This window comes from Streptomyces sp. CA-135486, from assembly GCF_050936555.1.
Taxonomy (GTDB): domain Bacteria; phylum Actinomycetota; class Actinomycetes; order Streptomycetales; family Streptomycetaceae; genus Streptomyces.
On record NZ_JBNJMM010000002.1, the window covers coordinates 2,630,141 to 2,645,997 of the forward strand.

The following is a 15,857-nucleotide window of genomic DNA, read 5'->3' on the forward strand; positions in this document are numbered from 1 at the left end:
ACGGCGGCGTTCGCCGTGGCCACCGGCCACGTTCAGGTGATGCTGCCGAGGGAACTCCTGCGGCTTCTGGTGCGCGTGGACGACGGGCAGCCCGCTTTCCCGCCCTTCGTCGAGGAGCCGTGCACCCAGACGGACCACGCCGAAGCCGGCCCGGGATGGAAGACGAAGCGAGGATCGCGCCCGGGTTGCAGTCGAAGGTCATCGGCGGAGCCGATGAGGTGGAACGCCAGCCTCCGGTCGCACGGGAACACCTCCCGTATCTCGTCGGCTGTCAGCTCCCGGTCGTCGGTGAGCGTGCTGACGTCCACAAAGAACGCGGTGAACCCCTCGGCCTCGCGCAGGAGCAACGCCTGCGCGAGCGCCGGAGCGGTGGTCGTGGAGAGCCTGCCGCTCACGGCGACCCACACCTGCGGCCCGTCCACCGCCAGTACACGTACCCGTACGGTCGCTCGCACCTGTGCCCCCACAGCCGGATCCGGCACACCGCCGTCCGGCGCGCCGCCACACGGCTGTTATTCGGTGCCCGTACCGCAGGGGATTGCTCAGGACCGGGTTTTTGTGCCGCCGATCGGACAGTCGGCGAGCAGGGCTCCGGGACCGGCCTCAGCCGGGCGGGCCAGGGTGTGACTGGGCGGAGGCTCGCTGCCCCGGCCGATCCATGTCTCCAGCGCCCTGAACGCGGAGCGGTGGCAGGGGGTCAACGGCCGCAACCGGTCCGGGAAGGCGTCGTACAGCGAGTCGACATGTGTGCCCCCGTCGACGCGGTAGTAGCGGAACAGCCCGCCGCGGCCCGCGTCGCGCACCATGCGGGCGTACACATCGGAGTCGCGCGTGATGGGCAGCAGCACATCAAGGGTGCCGTGCAGGGTGATCAGCGGCTTGCCGATCCGGCCGGTCAGCCCGATCGATGCGACGGCCCGGTGCACCCGCGGCGGCCGGGAGGCGTAGTCGTAGTCCGCGTCGCAGGCGGGTGTGCCCGGTGCGCAGTACGGAGTCCCCGCCTCGGTCGGCCCGTCGTAGGCCGGGTCCAGCTCCTCGCGGTAGATCCGCTGCGTCAGATCCCAGTAGTACTGATGGTGGAAGGGCCACAGGAACTCCGACCCCGCCGGATATCCGGCGGCGAGCATCGCACGGTGCGCCTCGTCCGCGCCGGGTCCGCCGGCGGCGTAGACCGGATAGTGGCGCAGCACGGACGGCAGGAAGGTGAGCAGATTCGGCCCGCTCGCACGCCAGAGTGTCCCTTCCCAGTCGACGCCGCCGTCATAGAGCTCGGGGTGGTTCTCCAGCTGCCAGCGCACCAGATAGCCGCCGTTGGACATGCCGGTGGCGAGGGTGCGGGACGGCGGGCGGTGGTAGCGCTGGGCGACGACCGCACGGGCGGCCCTGGTCAACTCGGTCACCCGGTCGTTCCATTCGGCGATCGCCTCACCGGGCGCGGCGCCGTCGCGGTAGAACCCCGCGCCGGTGTTCCCCTTGTCGGTGGCGGCGAACGCATAGCCACGGGAGAGGACCCAGTCGCCGATGGCCCGGTCGTTGGCGTACTGCTCGCGCACGCCGGGGGAGCCCGCGACGACAAGCCCGCCGTTCCAGCGGTCGGGCAGCCGGACGACGAACTGCGCGTCGTGATGCCAGCCGTGGTTGGTGTTGGTGGTCGAAGCGTCGGGGAAATAGCCGTCGATCTGGATGCCGGGCACGCCACTGGGCGTGGCAAGGCCGGCCGGGGTGAGCCCGGCCCAGTCGGCCTGATCCGTGTGTCCGGAGGCGACCGTCCCCGCCGTCGTCAACTCGCCGAGGCAGGCGACGACTTGACGCTCGGCGCCGGGCACGCGCAGTCGGTCGATCCGCCGGCAGTGCCCGGTCCCGGTGGCCGCCCCGGCAGCCTTGGGCCCGGCCCCGGCAACCTTGGCGCCGGCAGCCCTCGCCGGCCCGGCCCCGGCAACCTCGGCGCCGGCAGCCGTCGCCGACGCGTCAAGGCCGAAGAAGGCGGTGATCCAGTAGCTGGAGCAGATCGAGTCGATGAAGTTCGCGGTGCCGGTCTGTCCGCACTGCTCGGACCCGCTGCCGGGGTCCACCGGCGTGCCATGACCGATCGCGGGCACCCGGTCGACCTCGACGACGACCCTGCCGTCCGCCGCCAGATACTGCTCCCGGCGCGTCTGGTTGGGCCCGATCGTGGACGTACGGTCCGGACTCTGGTCCACCCCGTGCACAGCGGTCCACTGGTCCCGCAGCTCGTCGGCGTTCCTCGGGACGACCTTCGAATCCTTGTCGCCGTGCCAGATCGCCACCCGCGGCCAGGGCCCCGAGTACCCCGGATAGGCGTCGCGCACCCGCTGCGCCCACACCGAGGGCGTCCGGTCGACCCCGGGGTCCATACAGACGAAGGGCCCTGTGTCCTTGGTGCAGTCGTACGGCAGCCCGGCGACCACCGCGCCCGCCTCGAACACGTCCGGGTAGGCCGCGAGCATCGCCGAGGTCATCCCTCCTCCGGCGGAGAGCCCCGTGATGTACGTACGGGCCGCGTCGGCACCGTACGCACTCTCCGCATGAGCGACCATCTGCCGGATCGACGCGGCCTCGCCCTGGCCGCGCCGGTTGTCGATCGGCTGGAACCAGTTGAAGCACGTGCCGAAGTTGTTCGCGGACGTCGTCTCGGCGAAGACCAGCAGGAAGCCGTGCCGGTCGGCGAAGGCGGTCAGCCCGGAGTTGTCGGCGTAGACCTGGGCGCTCTGCGTGCAGCCGTGCAGCGCGACGACGACCGCGGGATGCGCGGGCAGGCCCGCCGGCCGGTACACATGCATGTTCAGAGCGCCGGGATTGGCGCCGAAGTCGCTCACTCGCTCCAGCGGCACTGCGGCCGCGTGCGGCGCGGGCGTGTCCACTGCGGCCGCGTGCCCGGCGGGCGCCGGCGCGAGCCACAAGGTGGCAAGGAGCAGGGCGAGCAAGGAACCGAGGAACCTGACCGGATGGGGCAGGGATATGGGCAACGGCATCAAGGACCTCCCGCAGGCATACCGAGGTGCCGGTCACGCTAGAAACCACCCCACGCCCCCGAAATGGTGAGGCCACCCATAGCGCAGCCCGCCGTCAACGGCGCACACCCCGTTGCCCGAGCGCCGTCCGCCTGCTACGAGCGCGCCTGCCGAAGGCAGCCCGCACTGGGGTGTTACCTCGCACCAACCCCCGCTGGCGTGCGCATTCCGATGGGTGGTGGTGCACTGGACATGGAGGGATCAGACCTCGTCCCACGAATATTTCTCGTCTGCGGGATCGGTTCCGCAAGCCTCGTGTGCCGATGAAGAGCGATCGATGGGATGGCGCGGACTTCAGCTGCCTTCGGGGTCCTCGGCGCGTTCCTTGCGGTAATCGCATCCACCGGATTGGGAGGTGCTTCATGTCGGGTAACGCCGGCAAGATTCGTAACATTTTCCTCGTCGGGCTGATCTGGCCGCTGATCACGCTGGGCATCTACCACCTCGTCTGGTACTACAAGGTGAATCGCGAGGCCCGGGATTTTGACCAGCGAATCGACGTCGACCCGGTGCTGGCCGTGCTGGCAATCACCATTGGCTGGGTGGTGATCGTTCCCCCCTTCGTTTCGGTCTACAACACTGGTCAGCGCATTGGCCGGATGCAGCAGTCGGCGGGGATGCAGCCCACCTGCAACCCCTGGATCGGAGTCATTCTCTTGATCTTTGTTGGTTTGTACCCGCTGTACTACCAGCACGAGCTGAACCAGATCTGGACCCATTACCGGAACCCGGTAGAGGGTGAGCAGGTACCTCTCGCAGTCTGATCCCCTCGCGCAGCGCCCCCATCGCGGGGTCCTCGATCGAGGTCTCGGCGTAGCGAGGCGCGTAACCCGCCGCCGTCAGCAGGGCGTTGCGCTCCCGTACGGGGATCTCCAGGTGCTCCGCAAGGCGCAAAACGCCGGCGCCATGGCGGCAAAGAAGTGCCCCGGCTGGACGGGGGGTTCCGGCCGGGGCGGCACGGGGTGCGCGCCCGTGGCGCTCATCCACATGTGAATGAAAGGTAAACCATTGGGTGTGCTCTGTGTAACCCCTGTGACTTCTGTGTCGTGAGTTATTGCGTTTTCGCTACTGACCGGCGCCTCGTGGCACCACCGTCGCCAGCACGGCAGGCAGCGGATACCAGTCGGCCGAGACCACGCTCGCACTGCGTCCCGCCAACAGCCCGACGCGGTCACGGGCCTGAGTCTCCGTCGGGTTCGTACCGTCGATCGCGGGCGCGACACCCGCCGCATCGGTCATGACGACGAGGTAGTGGTTCCGGTCGTACCAGGACGTGTCGATGGAACCGCCCGCGTAGGCGCCGGCATCACCGTCGAAGAGGACGAACCAGGGACGGATGCCGGCGTCCGCGTACCGTGTGCGGGGGTCGCCCGCTGTCGCGCCGTGGACCGCGGGGAACGCGCCCGCCTCGCGCAGCCGGCCCGCCGCCGCGAGATCACGCAGATACATGGCGTACTCCCGGTCGGTCCACAGCGTGTCGAGCGGGTTGCCCTTCTCGACCGTCCCCGGGATGAGCTCGATCACGAACTTGCCCGCGAGCGCCGAACGCGCGGGCCAGCCGTTCGTCCGGGCGGCCGTGTCGAGATTCGGTTGCCCGCCCGCCAGGTCCGCCGGGCGGTACAGCGCGTCGCCCAGTCTGGCCGAGAGCAGCGCGTCCAGCGCGGCGGGACCGCGTCCGTACTTGCGCTGGAAGCCGTCCTTCATCTCGACCTTGATGAGGATGGGCCGGTGGCCGGGGTGGGCGTCGTGCCAGGCCTTCATGTCCGCGAGGCAGCCGCCGAGATCCTGGTTGCGGGACTTGGTGCGCAGCTGGGCGGGGTTCGCGGCGTTCTCGCAGTTGTTGTCGTTGCCGACGGGGTTGCTGTGCGACACCCGCCACGACCGGCCGAACGCATTGGTCCAGACGTCGAGTTCGAGCATTCCCGCGCCGGAGTCGAGGGCGTCCGCGAAGTACGTGTACTTCCCCTTCTCGTAGGCGTTGTGGACGCCCACCCAGGTGGCGGAGGAGTAGGGCAGCTGCCCGGGGTCCGCCGAACCGGGCGCGGCGGCGAGCAGCCCGGCCGCGACTGTGGTGGTCGCGGCAGCGCGCGAGAACTTCCCCATGGGTCCCCTGTCTTTACGTCGCTTCGGTCAAGACGACGGAAGATTAGGGGAGTTGTGTGAAGCGCGGGGAGACTGTACCCGGCCGTTACGGATGCTTCGCCGCTACGGATGCTTCGGGCGTGAGCCGCGATCGAGGAACTCGTCCAGGATGCTGGGGGCTGTCACGGTGGCGAACGCGGGCGCCCGGTCCGCCGCGAAGTCCCGTATGTGGTAGCCGTGTTCGCCCGCTGCCACCGCCGCGGTGATCGTCACGAGCCCGGCCCGCCGGGCGAAGGGCGAGCTGGAGAAGGTCCAGGCGGCGATCGCGTCACGCTCCAGGGCGAGTGTGTCGCGGCTGAACGTACCGGCGCGGACGAGGAGATGCGGGCCGTGCAGCGCATGGCCGAGACTGCGGTACGCGTCCCGGGCCAGCAGCCACACCACGGGCGTCGCCACCAGCGCGAAGATCCACGCGCAGTGCAGCAGTACGGGTGTCAGCAGCGCGCCGAGAATCAGCAGCGCGGCCGTCACCGGGAGAACGAAGAGAAGCATCCCGCGCATCATCCGGCGCCGCAGGGCGACGCGGGCATGTCGCTCCAACTCAACTGGTACGAGGGGGAGTCGTGGCGTACGCAGCGCACCTGCGGCCACGCGCAGCGCCTCGTCGCGGGGCGCGGGCGGGAGCAGGACGCTGCGCGCGCGGGCCTCCTCCCGGTTCCCGAGCCCGCCGGCAACCGCAGCCGCGCTCGCCCCGCCGCCGGCGCGCAACAGCAGCGGCTCACGGAGCAGTACTCCGCGCAGCCGGGCGCGTTCGATGCTGACCGAGCGCGTGGTCAAGTGCCGGCAGTACGAGAGTGAGGAGAAGAAGGGGGCCGAGCCAGGGGAGCGCTTCGGCGAAGAACAACGCGGAGAGCAGGGCGAAGGTGAACGCCGTAAGGAGCATCGGTCCGCTCACGACCATGAGCGCCTGAACGGTCCACCAGCGCCGGGCTCGGGGTCGACCCGGTGCCGGGGCGGCCGCAGGCGGGGGGCGGCGTGGAAGGACATGTCGGCGGTCACCGCTTTCCAAGTCAACTGTATTGGATGGCGATACGTTACAACGGTACAAGTGACTTGTAAAAGGGAGGTGGGTTGCCGGTGCCGAAGAAGGTCGACCACGAGGTCAGACGCCTGGAGATCTCCGAGGCGCTCTGGAGGATCGCGAGCACGCGGGGGCTCGACGGGGTGAGCCTGCGGGACGTGGCCGCGGAGGCGGACATCTCGCTGGGCAGGCTGCAGCACTACTTCCGTACGAAGGACGAGATGCTGCTCTTCGCCCTGCGGCACATCAATGCCCTGGCGGACCGGCGGATCCGGGAGCGCGTGTCGGCCGTGGCCGCGGACCTGGGCGGCGAGCCGCCACCGCGGACGGTGCTGCGCGAATGCCTGGCGGGGATGCTGCCGCTGGACGAGAAGAGCCGGGTGGGGGCGCTGGTGGGCGCGGCGTACTTCGCACGCGCGGTCCACGACGACCGGCTGCGCGCGGAGGCGCAGGAGGGGATCCCGAGGCTGGCCGAGTTCTTGGCGGGGCTGCTGAGAGAGGCGATGGAGCGGGGGGAGATGGTGGCGGGCCGGGATGCGGATGACGAGGCGATGCGGCTGATCAGCCTGGTGGACGGGTTGACGGCGTACACGCTGCTGGGGGTGCAGGGGGCGGAGCGGGCGCTGGGCTTGCTGGACGGGTATCTGGAAGGGCTGTTCGTGGGGTGAGGGGGTTCGGTGCCGGGCGTCGGGGTGCGCCGCGCCCCACGGACCTCGCGCACCGTCACCCCACGACACCGCACCGGGCACCCCGCGTGCGCCCCCCGCCCCCGCGAGGCACCATGGCTCCATGCTTCTGGCCCGGCTCGCCGGCACGTCACGAGATGTCGCCGCCACCTCCGCCCGCTCGCGGAAGACCGCCGCGCTCGCCGAGCTCTTCGCCGACACCCGCCCCGAGGACGTCGCCCTCGTCATCGCCTATCTCGCCGGCCGCCTCCCTCAGGGCCGCATCGGCATCGGCTGGAGTGTCCTCAGAGAACCGACCCCGCCCGCGGCCACCCCCACCCTCACCGTCTCCGTCACCGACACCGCGCTCACCGCGCTCGCCGGGGTCACCGGTCCCGGCTCCCAGGGCGAGCGCAAGCGCCTCGTCCACGAACTCATGGCCGCCGCTACCGCCGAGGAGCAGGAGTTCCTCAGGCGGCTGCTGATAGGCGAAGTACGCCAGGGCGCACTCGACGCGATCGCCCTGGAGGCCGTCGCGAAAGCCGCCGGGGCACCCGCCACGGACGTACGCCGTGCCGTCATGCTCGACGGCTCGCTGCCCCGCGTCGCCCGCGCCCTGCTCGCCGAAGGGCCGTCCGCGCTCCAGCAGTTCCGACTCCGCGTCGGCACCCCCGTACTGCCCATGCTCGCCCACACCGCGAAGACGGTCACCGAAGCGGCCCAGGCCCTCGACGCCCCCTGCGCAGTCGAGGAGAAACTGGACGGCATCCGCATCCAGCTGCACCGCCGCGGCGACGACATCCGGATCTACACCCGGTCCCTGGACGACATCACCGACCGCCTCCCCGAAGTCACCGACGCGGCACGGCAGATGACGGGCGATCAGTTCATTCTGGACGGCGAGGTGATCGCCCTGGACGCGGCCGGACGCCCCGTGTCCTTCCAGGACATCGCCTCCCGCGTCGGCTCTCGCGTCGACGTGGACGCGGCCCGGGCCACGCTCCCTCTCTCGCCCGTCTTCTTCGACGTGCTCGCCGCCGACGGGGAGCCGACCCTCGACCTCCCGGGCACCGAACGGCACACCGTTCTCGCCCGCCTCGTACCCGAGCCGATGCGCGTGCGCCGTACCCTCATCGAGAACCCGGCGGACGCCCAGCAGACCGCCGCGGCCGAGGAGTTCTTCACCGCGACCCTGCGCCGCGGCCACGAGGGCGTACTCGTCAAGGCGCTCGACGCGCCCTATGTCGCGGGCCGCCGCGGCCGCTCCTGGCTCAAGGTCAAGCCCGTCCACACCCTCGACCTCGTCGTCCTGGCCGCCGAATGGGGCCACGGCAGACGCACCGGGCTCCTCTCCAACCTCCACCTCGGCGCACGCGCCGCCGACGGTACGTATGTCATGCTCGGCAAGACCTTCAAGGGCCTCACCGACGAGATGCTGCGCTGGCAGACGGAGCGGCTGCGTGAACTGGCAACCGGAGACGACGGGTTCACGGTGACGGTCCGCCCCGAACTCGTCGTCGAGATCGCGTACGACGGAGTGCAGCGCTCCCCGCGCTACCCGGCCGGCGTCACACTGCGCTTCGCGCGTGTGCTGCGCCACCGCCCCGACAAGCCGGCCGGGGAGGCCGACACCATCGAGCAGGTCCTGGATTCCCGCGGCTGACCCGGCTCAGCGCAGCCCCAGCACCTTCTCGGTGAAGGCCGTGAGATTGTCGACCGTGCGGGCGATTCGCTCGTCGAGGCCGAGCGTCTCCTCGTGCAGTCCGCCGCGCAGCTTGGGCTGCTTCCGGCCGCGGATGTACAGCGAGCAGGCGAGATCCGCACAGAGGTACGTGCCCACGGTGTTCCCCTCCCGTCCCGCGGCCCCGGCCAGCGTGGCGACGAACAGGCTCACCCCGGACGAGGCATGCCCCGTGAAGCAGGCCTGGCACATGCTGGACTTGACGGCACTGGTCCGTCCGGCGGAAGGCACCCGCAGGGTCACGCCCACCGGACGGCCCTCCCGGGGCAACACAAAATGCGCGCGCAGCGGCGCACCCGGATCGGTCCAGCCGAGAAAGTCGAGGTCGTCCCAGGGGAGCTCGGCGAAGTCGACGGGCAGTTTCATACGCGTGGCCTCGCCCTTCGTGCAGTTGACGAAGGATCCGCGTATCTGCTTTTCGGTCAGTGGTTCCACCGGTGGAACGTACACAGAGCGCGTTTGCAGGGGCATCCCATTTAAGGTGGCCGAAGCCGCCACCGTTTCCTGAACCGCTTCCTGAAGGGATCCCGGTCATGCCCACAGAGCCGCTGTCGCAGAAGGAGATCGAGGACCGCCTGCGGGAGCTCCCCGGCTGGTCCCTGGAAGGCGACCGGATCGCCCGCACGTACCGCCTCCCCAACCACTTCGCGGCCACCGCGATGGTCGTGCACATCGCCCAGATCCAGGACAAGCTGAACCATCACTCGGATCTGACGCTGGGCTACAACACTGTCGCTGTGTCGGTGAACACCCATGACGCGGGCGGCGCGGTCACCGAGAAGGACTTCGAGCTCGCCCAGCGGGTGGAGGAGATCGCCGCGAGTCACGGCGCTGGCTGAGCCGCGCCGGATCAGCGTGGCGGCGCGAGGAACCCTTCCACGGACCGAGGCTGAGCCCCGATGTGAATCCGCGGCTGAACATCGGCGACGGCCCGTTGGGCCAACGGGTTCTCTTCGGCTCCGCCGGGGGGACGTTCGAATGACCGGGGCTACGACTCGCACGCGAAGCGGTCGGCCGGGCCTCACCCACGGTTGAATAACAGCTAAGCTTGAGTTCTCACCTCGGTGATCCCAAAGCCGGTCGACCGCGACCCGCCCCGCCGGTTCCCTACCGGCCGTGGGACTGTTCCCGTCGTTTCCCGGAGCACCGCCGCCGCGGTGTCTCTTCCCATCGTCGCCTCATCCGCGGCGTTCCCTCTCGCTCCCCCTTCGCGCCGTGCTTGCGCGGTGCAGCTCCTGGCTGCGCTTGTGCCCGTTCCGTCGGCTGCCAAGGGGTATCCATGCCTGCCTGTCCTCCCTCAACCCGCGTTCACCGGCGATCCGGGCTGTCCGCTCTGACGGTGCTGGCCCTGGGCGCTTTCACTCTTGGCACCAGTGAACTCGCTGTGGCCGGGCTGCTGCCCGTGATCGGCGATGACCTGGGCACCTCACCCGGGACCGCCGGCACTCTGGTCACCGCGTACGCCGTGGGGGTGGCGCTACTGGGACCCCTGCTGGCCGCGGTGTTGCGGCGCGTACCTCGTCGCCGAACTCTGTTGGGAGCACTGGCTGCGCAGGTCGTAGGCAACGGTCTGACGGCTTTTGCCACCTGGTTCCCCGCTCTTCTGGCGGCCAGGGCGCTCGCGGGTGCCGCCGCGGCGGTCTATGCCGTGACTGCCATGGCCACGGCCGCCTCGCTCACTGGCCCCGAACGACAAGGGCGCGCGGTCTCCCTCGTCTTCGGCAGCATCACAGTCGCCACAGTGGTCGGCGTTCCCTCGAGCACGCTGCTGGGCGACCTCTTCGGCTGGCGGGCGGTCTATGCCGTGCTGACCGTCGTGGCCGCGGGCGTGCTGGCAGCCGCGGTCGGCCTGGTGCCCGAGCCGATTCCTGCGGCGTCTGCCACCCGGGAAGTCCAGCCCTCCGCTGTGATCGGTGTCCGCCTCCTGTTCACCTACACCGCCAACGCCACGGTCACCGCTGGTCATTACACAGCGGCCACCTACTTCGTCGAGCTTCTCACTCACCGGACAGGGCTGGGCACCGCTGCTGTCAGCACTGTCCTTGTCGCCAGTGGTCTTGCCGGCACAGCCGGCGCCGTTCTCGGCGGCGTGGCGGCCGACCGTCACACCCGGAGAACTCTCCTGAGCGCTGCCGCCGTACTCGTCTGCAGCCTCAGCGTCCTGTCGGCAGTCATGAGTGTCCCAGCCCTGACCTGGCCGGTCGCCATGATTTGGATGGCCGCCTTCAGTGCCTTCAGCACCGCCGCACAGGTCACTGTCACCCGGCAGGCCCCCGGCGCCGACATCGCCGCAGCGGCCAACATCGCGGTGTTCAACACCGGCATCGCCGCCGGCTCCGCGCTGGGCGGCCTCGCACTCCACCTCTTCGGCTTCGCCGGCGTCACTCTCGCAGGCGCGGCCCTGTTCGTCGCAGGGCTTGCCGCGTTGCTCCCGCATGCGGCATCACCCCGGACGTGCGGCTGACGCGAAGAGCTCAGCCGCACGGTGCCAGGAGAAGCGGACCGCGACGTCCTCGATCGTCAACGGCGGCCCAGCCGGGCTCGTGAACCCACGCGCCCCGGCATGGCCAGTTCGGTCCGTAGCGCGCCTTCCAGCGCTGATGTCTTTCACGGCACCGGCACCGGCACCGTTGCCGCGATCCTGGTCCGGCTCCGCTCGTAACCCGTAGGACAGCCCTCAGGCGCTCGGCTGGGTGAAGCGGATGCTGTTGCCGAAGGGGTCGCGGAGGCCGCAGTCGGTTCCGTACGGACGATCGGTCGGTTCGTCGGTGAACTCGACGCCCCGGCCCAGCAGCGTCTCGTACGTCTTGCGGCAGTCGTCCGTGCTGAAGATGAGCGAGCCACCCATAGCGCCCTTGGTCACCAACTCGCGGACCTGCTGCGCCGTCTCCTCGGACATCGCCGGACCGCCCGGCTTCTCCAGCAGGATCTGGCGCTCCGGGTGACCGGGGACGCTGACGGTCAGCCAGCGCATGAAGCCCAGGTCGACGTCGGCGTTGACCTCCAGGCCAAGCTTGCCGACGTAGAAGTCGAGGGCCTCGTCCTGGTCGAGGACGTAAATCTGTGAGTGCGTGATGGCGTTCAACATGTGCATCACGCTACCGGGCAAGCCGGACGAAAACTTATCCAAAACTGCTCAGTCGACGGACGGTACGGGCAGTGCGGACGGTCAGGCGCTCGGCCGCATCCACGCCATCGTGAAGCACGTCGGTACGCCCGTGGCCACGGCTTCCTTGCGGTACGTCCTCGGTGACCGGCCGACGATGTCGCGGAACGTGCGGCTGAAGGTTCCCGGGCTGCCGAAGCCGACTTGGAAGCAGATGTCCGTGACACTGCGGTCGGTCTCCCGCAGCAGGAACATCGCACGCTCGACACGGCGGCGCTGCAGGTAGCGGTGTGGCGTCTCGCCGAACGTGGCCCGGAAGGTGCGCGTGAAGTGCGCCTGCGACACATGGGCGATCCGGGCCAGGGCCGGGACGTCCAGTGGCTGCGCGTAGGCGCGGTCCATCGCATCCCGTGCCCGAAGCATGCGGCGGTTGCTCTCCTCTGCAGCACGGGTCACGGCGCCATCACACCATGGTTCTCCGCCGTTCGTGACGGATCCGGTGACCCATCCGCTCCGCCCACCCACGACGCACCGGACAGCCCCTATTGCCCGCCGCCGTCGGGCTCGAACCCGGCCAGCATCTGCTCCAGCGCCGCCTGGTCCGGCCCCACGAACGCCGCCGCCCCGGCCGCCGAGCCCAACGTGTCGATCATCGGCCCGGCGATCCCGGGGGCCGGCGGCAGATGCGTGGAGAGGATGAGCTCGGACTCCCTGTCCCGCAGCGGCTGGAAGCTGCCGAGGAACTTCTGGACATCCACGTTCTGCACCCACGGACTGTCGACCGTGGCCCACAGCAGCTGCGCGGCCCGCAGCTCCTCCACGCCGACCGCGCCGACGTCATCGGCCTGGGCCAGTTCGGCGCTGGGCATCGGCCCCCCGAAGCAGTCGGAGCTGAAGCACACCCCCGACCGGTCGTCGAAGAAGCCGACCGTGGCCGGGTTGTCGAACAGCGGCGGCCGGAACCCGGTGAGGGTACGGTCACCGACATCCAGGGTCTGCCCCGGGTTGAGCAGATACACGCGATCGAGCGGCAGCGGCCGCTCACAGGACATGATCCCGACGGCCACGAACGTGGTCACCACACGCGCCTCGGGCGCCGCGGCCAGCAGATCGAAGATCCCGCCCGTGTGATCCCGGTCCGGGTGCGTGAGCCAGATCCACCGCACATCGGCGGGATCCAGCACGGAACCGACCGCCTCCATGAAGTTCCGGTCGGGCAGCCCGAGGCCGGTGTCGATGACGACGGGCTGGGAGGCGAGCAGCACGAAGGCGTTCACCGGGATGTGCCCGATCCCCGGGACCTCGAGGCTGTCACTCAGGACGCTGATGTCCGGGCGGACCTTGTGAACGGGCATGTGGCATCTCCAACCCCCCGGGGGTCGGGTCGCGCCGCGCCTGTCTACTCATCGTCGACCCTTCCCCCCCGGCGCCGCATCCGGGCACGCTCCCGGCCACGCCCAGTGAGGACACGTGCGCCGGGAGGCACCAGAATCGGCGTTACAAGCCTGGTCCGACGGCCGTCATCGGCTCCGGCGGCACCTGTCACACCCTGCAGGGTGAACCGCTGGCGGAGTCCATGCACTTGGGCGCCATGGGCGACCCGGTGGTGGGCAGGGCGCTGCGGCTGCTGCAGGACGATCCCGCCCAACGGCCGCGCGACTGCGAAGGAGCGGGAATCAGGGGCAGGGCTCGAGTTGCCACCACTGGCCGGACGAGTCGGTGTCCTCCCACTGCCGCACCTGCGCGCCCTCGTCCTTGCTGCCGTCGGCGACTTCGAGCAGCAGACCGCTGATGAAGCTGACGATCGTGACGGTGCCCGGCGCGTCCAGATGTCTCTCGACGATCCACTCCTGGGCGCCGAAGTTGTTGGCCCGCCACTGCTGGATGCGGGCGCCGTTCTCGGTCGACGCGTTCGCGACGTCCAGCCGCTTGCCGCTGGCGGCGTTCACGAAGTGGTAGAGCCCGCTGCCGTTCGGCACGGGGTCGATCCGCCACTGCTGGCCCGGGGTCCCCGTCTCCTTGGCCTGCTGGACAACGGCGCCACTGCCCTTGGCTCCGCCGTACACCTCCAGGAGCAGCCCGCTGCCGATGTTGCGCACCAGGTAGAGCCCAGGTTTCAGTGCCCCGTTCAATGTCCGTACTCCTTGCTCTGCGGTGTCGCGTTTCGCGCAGAACGATCGTACGAGAGGGGTCTGACACACCGCCGGGCCGAATGAACGAAGCCCTCGCCGGACGCCTCGCGGCTGCGGGCCGCGAGGGCTCGGTCCGTGCCCGGCGCACCGTTCCGTCAGCGCGCCGCCGAGTCAGCGAATCGCGACCTGGAAGACCGGCGAGCGCGTGCCGCCCCCGACGATCCGCAGCTGGTTCTGGCCCTTGAGGCCGAGGTGGACGCGCATCTTGTAGGTCGACCTGCGCGTGAGCTCCATGGACGCCGGCAGAGTCACCCATGTGTTGCCCTGCTTCTGCTGGAGCGCCACCGTGGTGCCCGGGGACAGGTGCCTGGCGGCTCCGTAGACCCGGAACTGCTCCCACGCCCGGACACCGCTCACGGTGGCTGTCGCGGTCAGCTCCGGTCGTACGGGGTCGGGCCGCGCGCTGTCCTGGCGGCCGGTGGCCGATGTCCGCGCGGGTGTCGGGGACACGACGGCCACTGCGACGCCGACCGACCCGGCCAGCACGGCGGCGGTCGCGACTCCGGCGACGGATGCGCGTCTGAAACGCTCCATGGGGGGCTCTCCTGGGTGAGGGAACTGTGCAACTGCGGAGCGCCAACCCTAGACATAGCAGTCGAAAATATGATGAATCGACGCGCTGAGTGTCGATGCACCTCATGCGAGAGCGCCGCCCGGCACGTGCCGGGCGGCGCTCTCGCATGAGACCTATGGGGTTGTGGCCGAGTCGGGCCGATTCGTCGCTCAGGCGCCGTAGTCGAACGTCGCCGGGTCCGGGCCGAGGCGCTTGCCCTCGTCCAGGGCGGCCAGAGCACTCATGTCCTCTGCGTCCAGTTCGAAGCCGAAGACGTCGATGTTCTCCTCGATCCGCGACGGCGTCACGGACTTGGGGATCACGACATTGCCGATCTGCAGATGCCAGCGCAGCACCACCTGGGCCGGTGTGCGCTCGTGCTTCCGCGCGATCGCGACGACCGTCGGGACCTCCAGCAGGCCCCTGCCCTGGCCGAGCGGAGACCAGGCCTCGGTCTTGATGCCGTGCTGGGCGTGGAAGGCGCGCAGTTCTTCCTGCTGAAGCTGCGGGTGCAGCTCGATCTGGTTCACGGCGGGGACGATCGAGGTCTCCTCTATCAGCCGGGTGAGGTGCTCCGGCAGGAAGTTGGAGACGCCGATCGCCTTGGCGCGGCCGTCGGCGTAGATCTTCTCGAAGGCCTTGTACGTGTCCACGTACGCACCCTTCGAGGGCACCGGCCAGTGGATCAGATACAGGTCGATGTGGTCGAGGCCCAGCTTGTCCAGCGAGGCGTCGAAGGCGCGCAGCGTGGAGTCGTACCCCTGCTCGCTGTTCCACAGTTTGGTGGTGATGAAGAGTTCCTCGCGGGCGATGCCGGAGGCGGCGACGGCACGGCCCGTGCCCTCTTCGTTCTCGTAGATGGCCGCGGTGTCGATGCTGCGGTAGCCGGCCGCCAGGGCCAGGCCGACCGCCTTCGCCGCCTCGTCGTCGGGCACCTGCCAGACGCCGAAGCCGAGCTGGGGCATCGCGACGCCATTGTTGAGGCTGATGGAGGGGACCTTGCTCACGAGCGGTCGATCCTTACGTCGTCGGCTAGTACTCGGATGTACATCGGAGGGTCAACGATCTACCCCCTGAGTGCATTCCCGCCACCGAAGTTGGCGTGATACAGCTCCGACCTTATCGGTCCGGACCATTGACCGCGTCTCATCAAGACGCAACTCTATGGCACATAACTGAACGCCGGTCGCTCATGTGAACAGGCGTCCAGTCCTGCTCCACCATGCGTTACGGCGCAATCACTCATGAATGACTCCTGACCCCCACATCTCAGGAAGGCAGGTACGGCTCATGCAGGACAGCAAGGAAACATCGGAGGAGACGGTCAACTGGCAGACCCCGGAGTATGTGGTCGTCGAGACCGCTCTCGAGGTCACCGCCTACGCCCTGACCGACCGCTAGGCCC

General features: G+C 69.5%; 17 protein-coding genes and 2 pseudogenes. 6 read left to right on the forward strand and 13 right to left on the reverse strand.

From position 1 onward, the window contains the following. Nucleotides 1-32: 32 nt before the first annotated feature. The 3 genes and pseudogenes from ACQEVG_RS31385 to ACQEVG_RS31395 form a co-directional block, all read right to left on the reverse strand. Nucleotides 33-455, reverse strand: coding sequence for a hypothetical protein (locus ACQEVG_RS31385; RefSeq protein ID WP_432990049.1), 423 nt, complete (start codon nt 453-455; stop codon nt 33-35). A gap of 87 nt (nt 456-542) precedes the next feature. Then, entirely contained in the window at nt 543-1,991 is a 1,449-nt protein-coding gene (locus tag ACQEVG_RS31390; protein ID WP_432993045.1) for a tannase/feruloyl esterase family alpha/beta hydrolase, read from the reverse strand. A gap of 57 nt (nt 1,992-2,048) precedes the next feature. Further along, nucleotides 2,049-2,993: pseudogene (locus ACQEVG_RS31395) on the reverse strand (extracellular catalytic domain type 1 short-chain-length polyhydroxyalkanoate depolymerase); the annotation flags it as partial. 401 nt (nt 2,994-3,394) lie between these two features. On the opposite strand from ACQEVG_RS31395, the gene ACQEVG_RS31400 reads away from it, so the two are divergent. Further along, the gene (locus ACQEVG_RS31400; RefSeq protein ID WP_432990052.1) at nt 3,395-3,796 is read left to right on the forward strand and encodes a DUF4234 domain-containing protein; all 402 of its coding nucleotides are present in this window, start codon (nt 3,395-3,397) and stop codon (nt 3,794-3,796) included. Here the strand turns inward: ACQEVG_RS31400 and ACQEVG_RS31405 are convergent. From ACQEVG_RS31405 to ACQEVG_RS31415, 3 genes and pseudogenes are all read right to left on the reverse strand, one after another. Then, nucleotides 3,795-3,929: pseudogene (locus ACQEVG_RS31405) on the reverse strand (transcriptional regulator); the annotation flags it as partial. The gene ACQEVG_RS31400 and the pseudogene ACQEVG_RS31405 sit on opposite strands and share 2 nt — an antisense overlap. 168 nt (nt 3,930-4,097) lie before the next feature. Then, nucleotides 4,098-5,135 carry a phosphatidylinositol-specific phospholipase C domain-containing protein gene (locus tag ACQEVG_RS31410; protein ID WP_432990055.1) on the reverse strand — a complete coding sequence of 346 codons (1,038 nt, stop codon included), beginning with the start codon at nt 5,133-5,135 and terminating at the stop codon, nt 4,098-4,100. A 102-nt stretch (nt 5,136-5,237) separates the two neighbouring features. Beyond that, a complete protein-coding gene (locus tag ACQEVG_RS31415) occupies nt 5,238-5,951 on the reverse strand; it encodes a PH domain-containing protein (protein ID WP_432990057.1) in 714 nt (237 codons plus the stop codon). Nucleotides 5,952-6,251: 300 nt separating this feature from the next. Between ACQEVG_RS31415 and ACQEVG_RS31420 the strand changes: the two genes are divergently transcribed. Both ACQEVG_RS31420 and ACQEVG_RS31425 read left to right on the forward strand, forming a co-directional pair. Further along, nucleotides 6,252-6,863: a TetR/AcrR family transcriptional regulator gene (locus ACQEVG_RS31420; protein ID WP_432990060.1), complete on the forward strand. Its 612-nt coding sequence runs from the start codon at nt 6,252-6,254 to the stop codon at nt 6,861-6,863. Nucleotides 6,864-6,984: 121 nt separating this feature from the next. Further along, nucleotides 6,985-8,523, forward strand: coding sequence for an ATP-dependent DNA ligase (locus ACQEVG_RS31425; RefSeq protein ID WP_432990062.1), 1,539 nt, complete (start codon nt 6,985-6,987; stop codon nt 8,521-8,523). Between the two features lie 6 nt (nt 8,524-8,529). Here the strand turns inward: ACQEVG_RS31425 and ACQEVG_RS31430 are convergent, their stop codons facing one another. Further along, the gene (locus ACQEVG_RS31430; protein ID WP_432990064.1) at nt 8,530-9,036 is read right to left on the reverse strand and encodes an FBP domain-containing protein; all 507 of its coding nucleotides are present in this window, start codon (nt 9,034-9,036) and stop codon (nt 8,530-8,532) included. Nucleotides 9,037-9,134: 98 nt separating this feature from the next. On the opposite strand from ACQEVG_RS31430, the gene ACQEVG_RS31435 reads away from it, so the two are divergent. Together ACQEVG_RS31435 and ACQEVG_RS31440 are read left to right on the forward strand one after the other, a co-directional pair. Continuing rightward, nucleotides 9,135-9,440: a 4a-hydroxytetrahydrobiopterin dehydratase gene (locus tag ACQEVG_RS31435; RefSeq protein WP_432990068.1), complete on the forward strand. Its 306-nt coding sequence runs from the start codon at nt 9,135-9,137 to the stop codon at nt 9,438-9,440. Nucleotides 9,441-9,880: 440 nt separating this feature from the next. Next, nucleotides 9,881-11,065, forward strand: a complete 1,185-nt coding sequence (locus ACQEVG_RS31440; protein WP_432990071.1) for an MFS transporter — start codon at nt 9,881-9,883, stop codon at nt 11,063-11,065. 213 nt (nt 11,066-11,278) lie between these two features. Here the strand turns inward: ACQEVG_RS31440 and ACQEVG_RS31445 are convergent, their stop codons facing one another. From ACQEVG_RS31445 to ACQEVG_RS31470, 6 genes are all read right to left on the reverse strand, one after another. Then, a complete protein-coding gene (locus ACQEVG_RS31445; protein WP_432990073.1) occupies nt 11,279-11,689 on the reverse strand; it encodes a VOC family protein in 411 nt (136 codons plus the stop codon). Nucleotides 11,690-11,770: 81 nt separating this feature from the next. Then, nucleotides 11,771-12,163, reverse strand: a complete 393-nt coding sequence (locus ACQEVG_RS31450; RefSeq protein ID WP_432990076.1) for a helix-turn-helix domain-containing protein — start codon at nt 12,161-12,163, stop codon at nt 11,771-11,773. A gap of 86 nt (nt 12,164-12,249) precedes the next feature. Continuing rightward, on the reverse strand, nt 12,250-13,062 hold the full coding sequence (locus tag ACQEVG_RS31455; protein ID WP_432990079.1) for an MBL fold metallo-hydrolase: 813 nt from the start codon (nt 13,060-13,062) through the stop codon (nt 12,250-12,252). 321 nt (nt 13,063-13,383) lie between these two features. Then, nucleotides 13,384-13,839, reverse strand: a complete 456-nt coding sequence (locus tag ACQEVG_RS31460; RefSeq protein WP_432990082.1) for an RICIN domain-containing protein — start codon at nt 13,837-13,839, stop codon at nt 13,384-13,386. Between the two features lie 171 nt (nt 13,840-14,010). Next, nucleotides 14,011-14,433 carry a hypothetical protein gene (locus ACQEVG_RS31465; RefSeq protein WP_432990085.1) on the reverse strand — a complete coding sequence of 141 codons (423 nt, stop codon included), beginning with the start codon at nt 14,431-14,433 and terminating at the stop codon, nt 14,011-14,013. Between the two features lie 189 nt (nt 14,434-14,622). Continuing rightward, nucleotides 14,623-15,459, reverse strand: a complete 837-nt coding sequence (locus tag ACQEVG_RS31470; protein WP_432990087.1) for an aldo/keto reductase — start codon at nt 15,457-15,459, stop codon at nt 14,623-14,625. Nucleotides 15,460-15,742: 283 nt separating this feature from the next. Between ACQEVG_RS31470 and pqqA the strand changes: the two genes are divergently transcribed. Continuing rightward, nucleotides 15,743-15,853, forward strand: a complete 111-nt coding sequence (gene pqqA / locus ACQEVG_RS31475) for a pyrroloquinoline quinone precursor peptide PqqA (RefSeq protein WP_360880703.1) — start codon at nt 15,743-15,745, stop codon at nt 15,851-15,853. Nucleotides 15,854-15,857 lie beyond the last annotated feature (4 nt).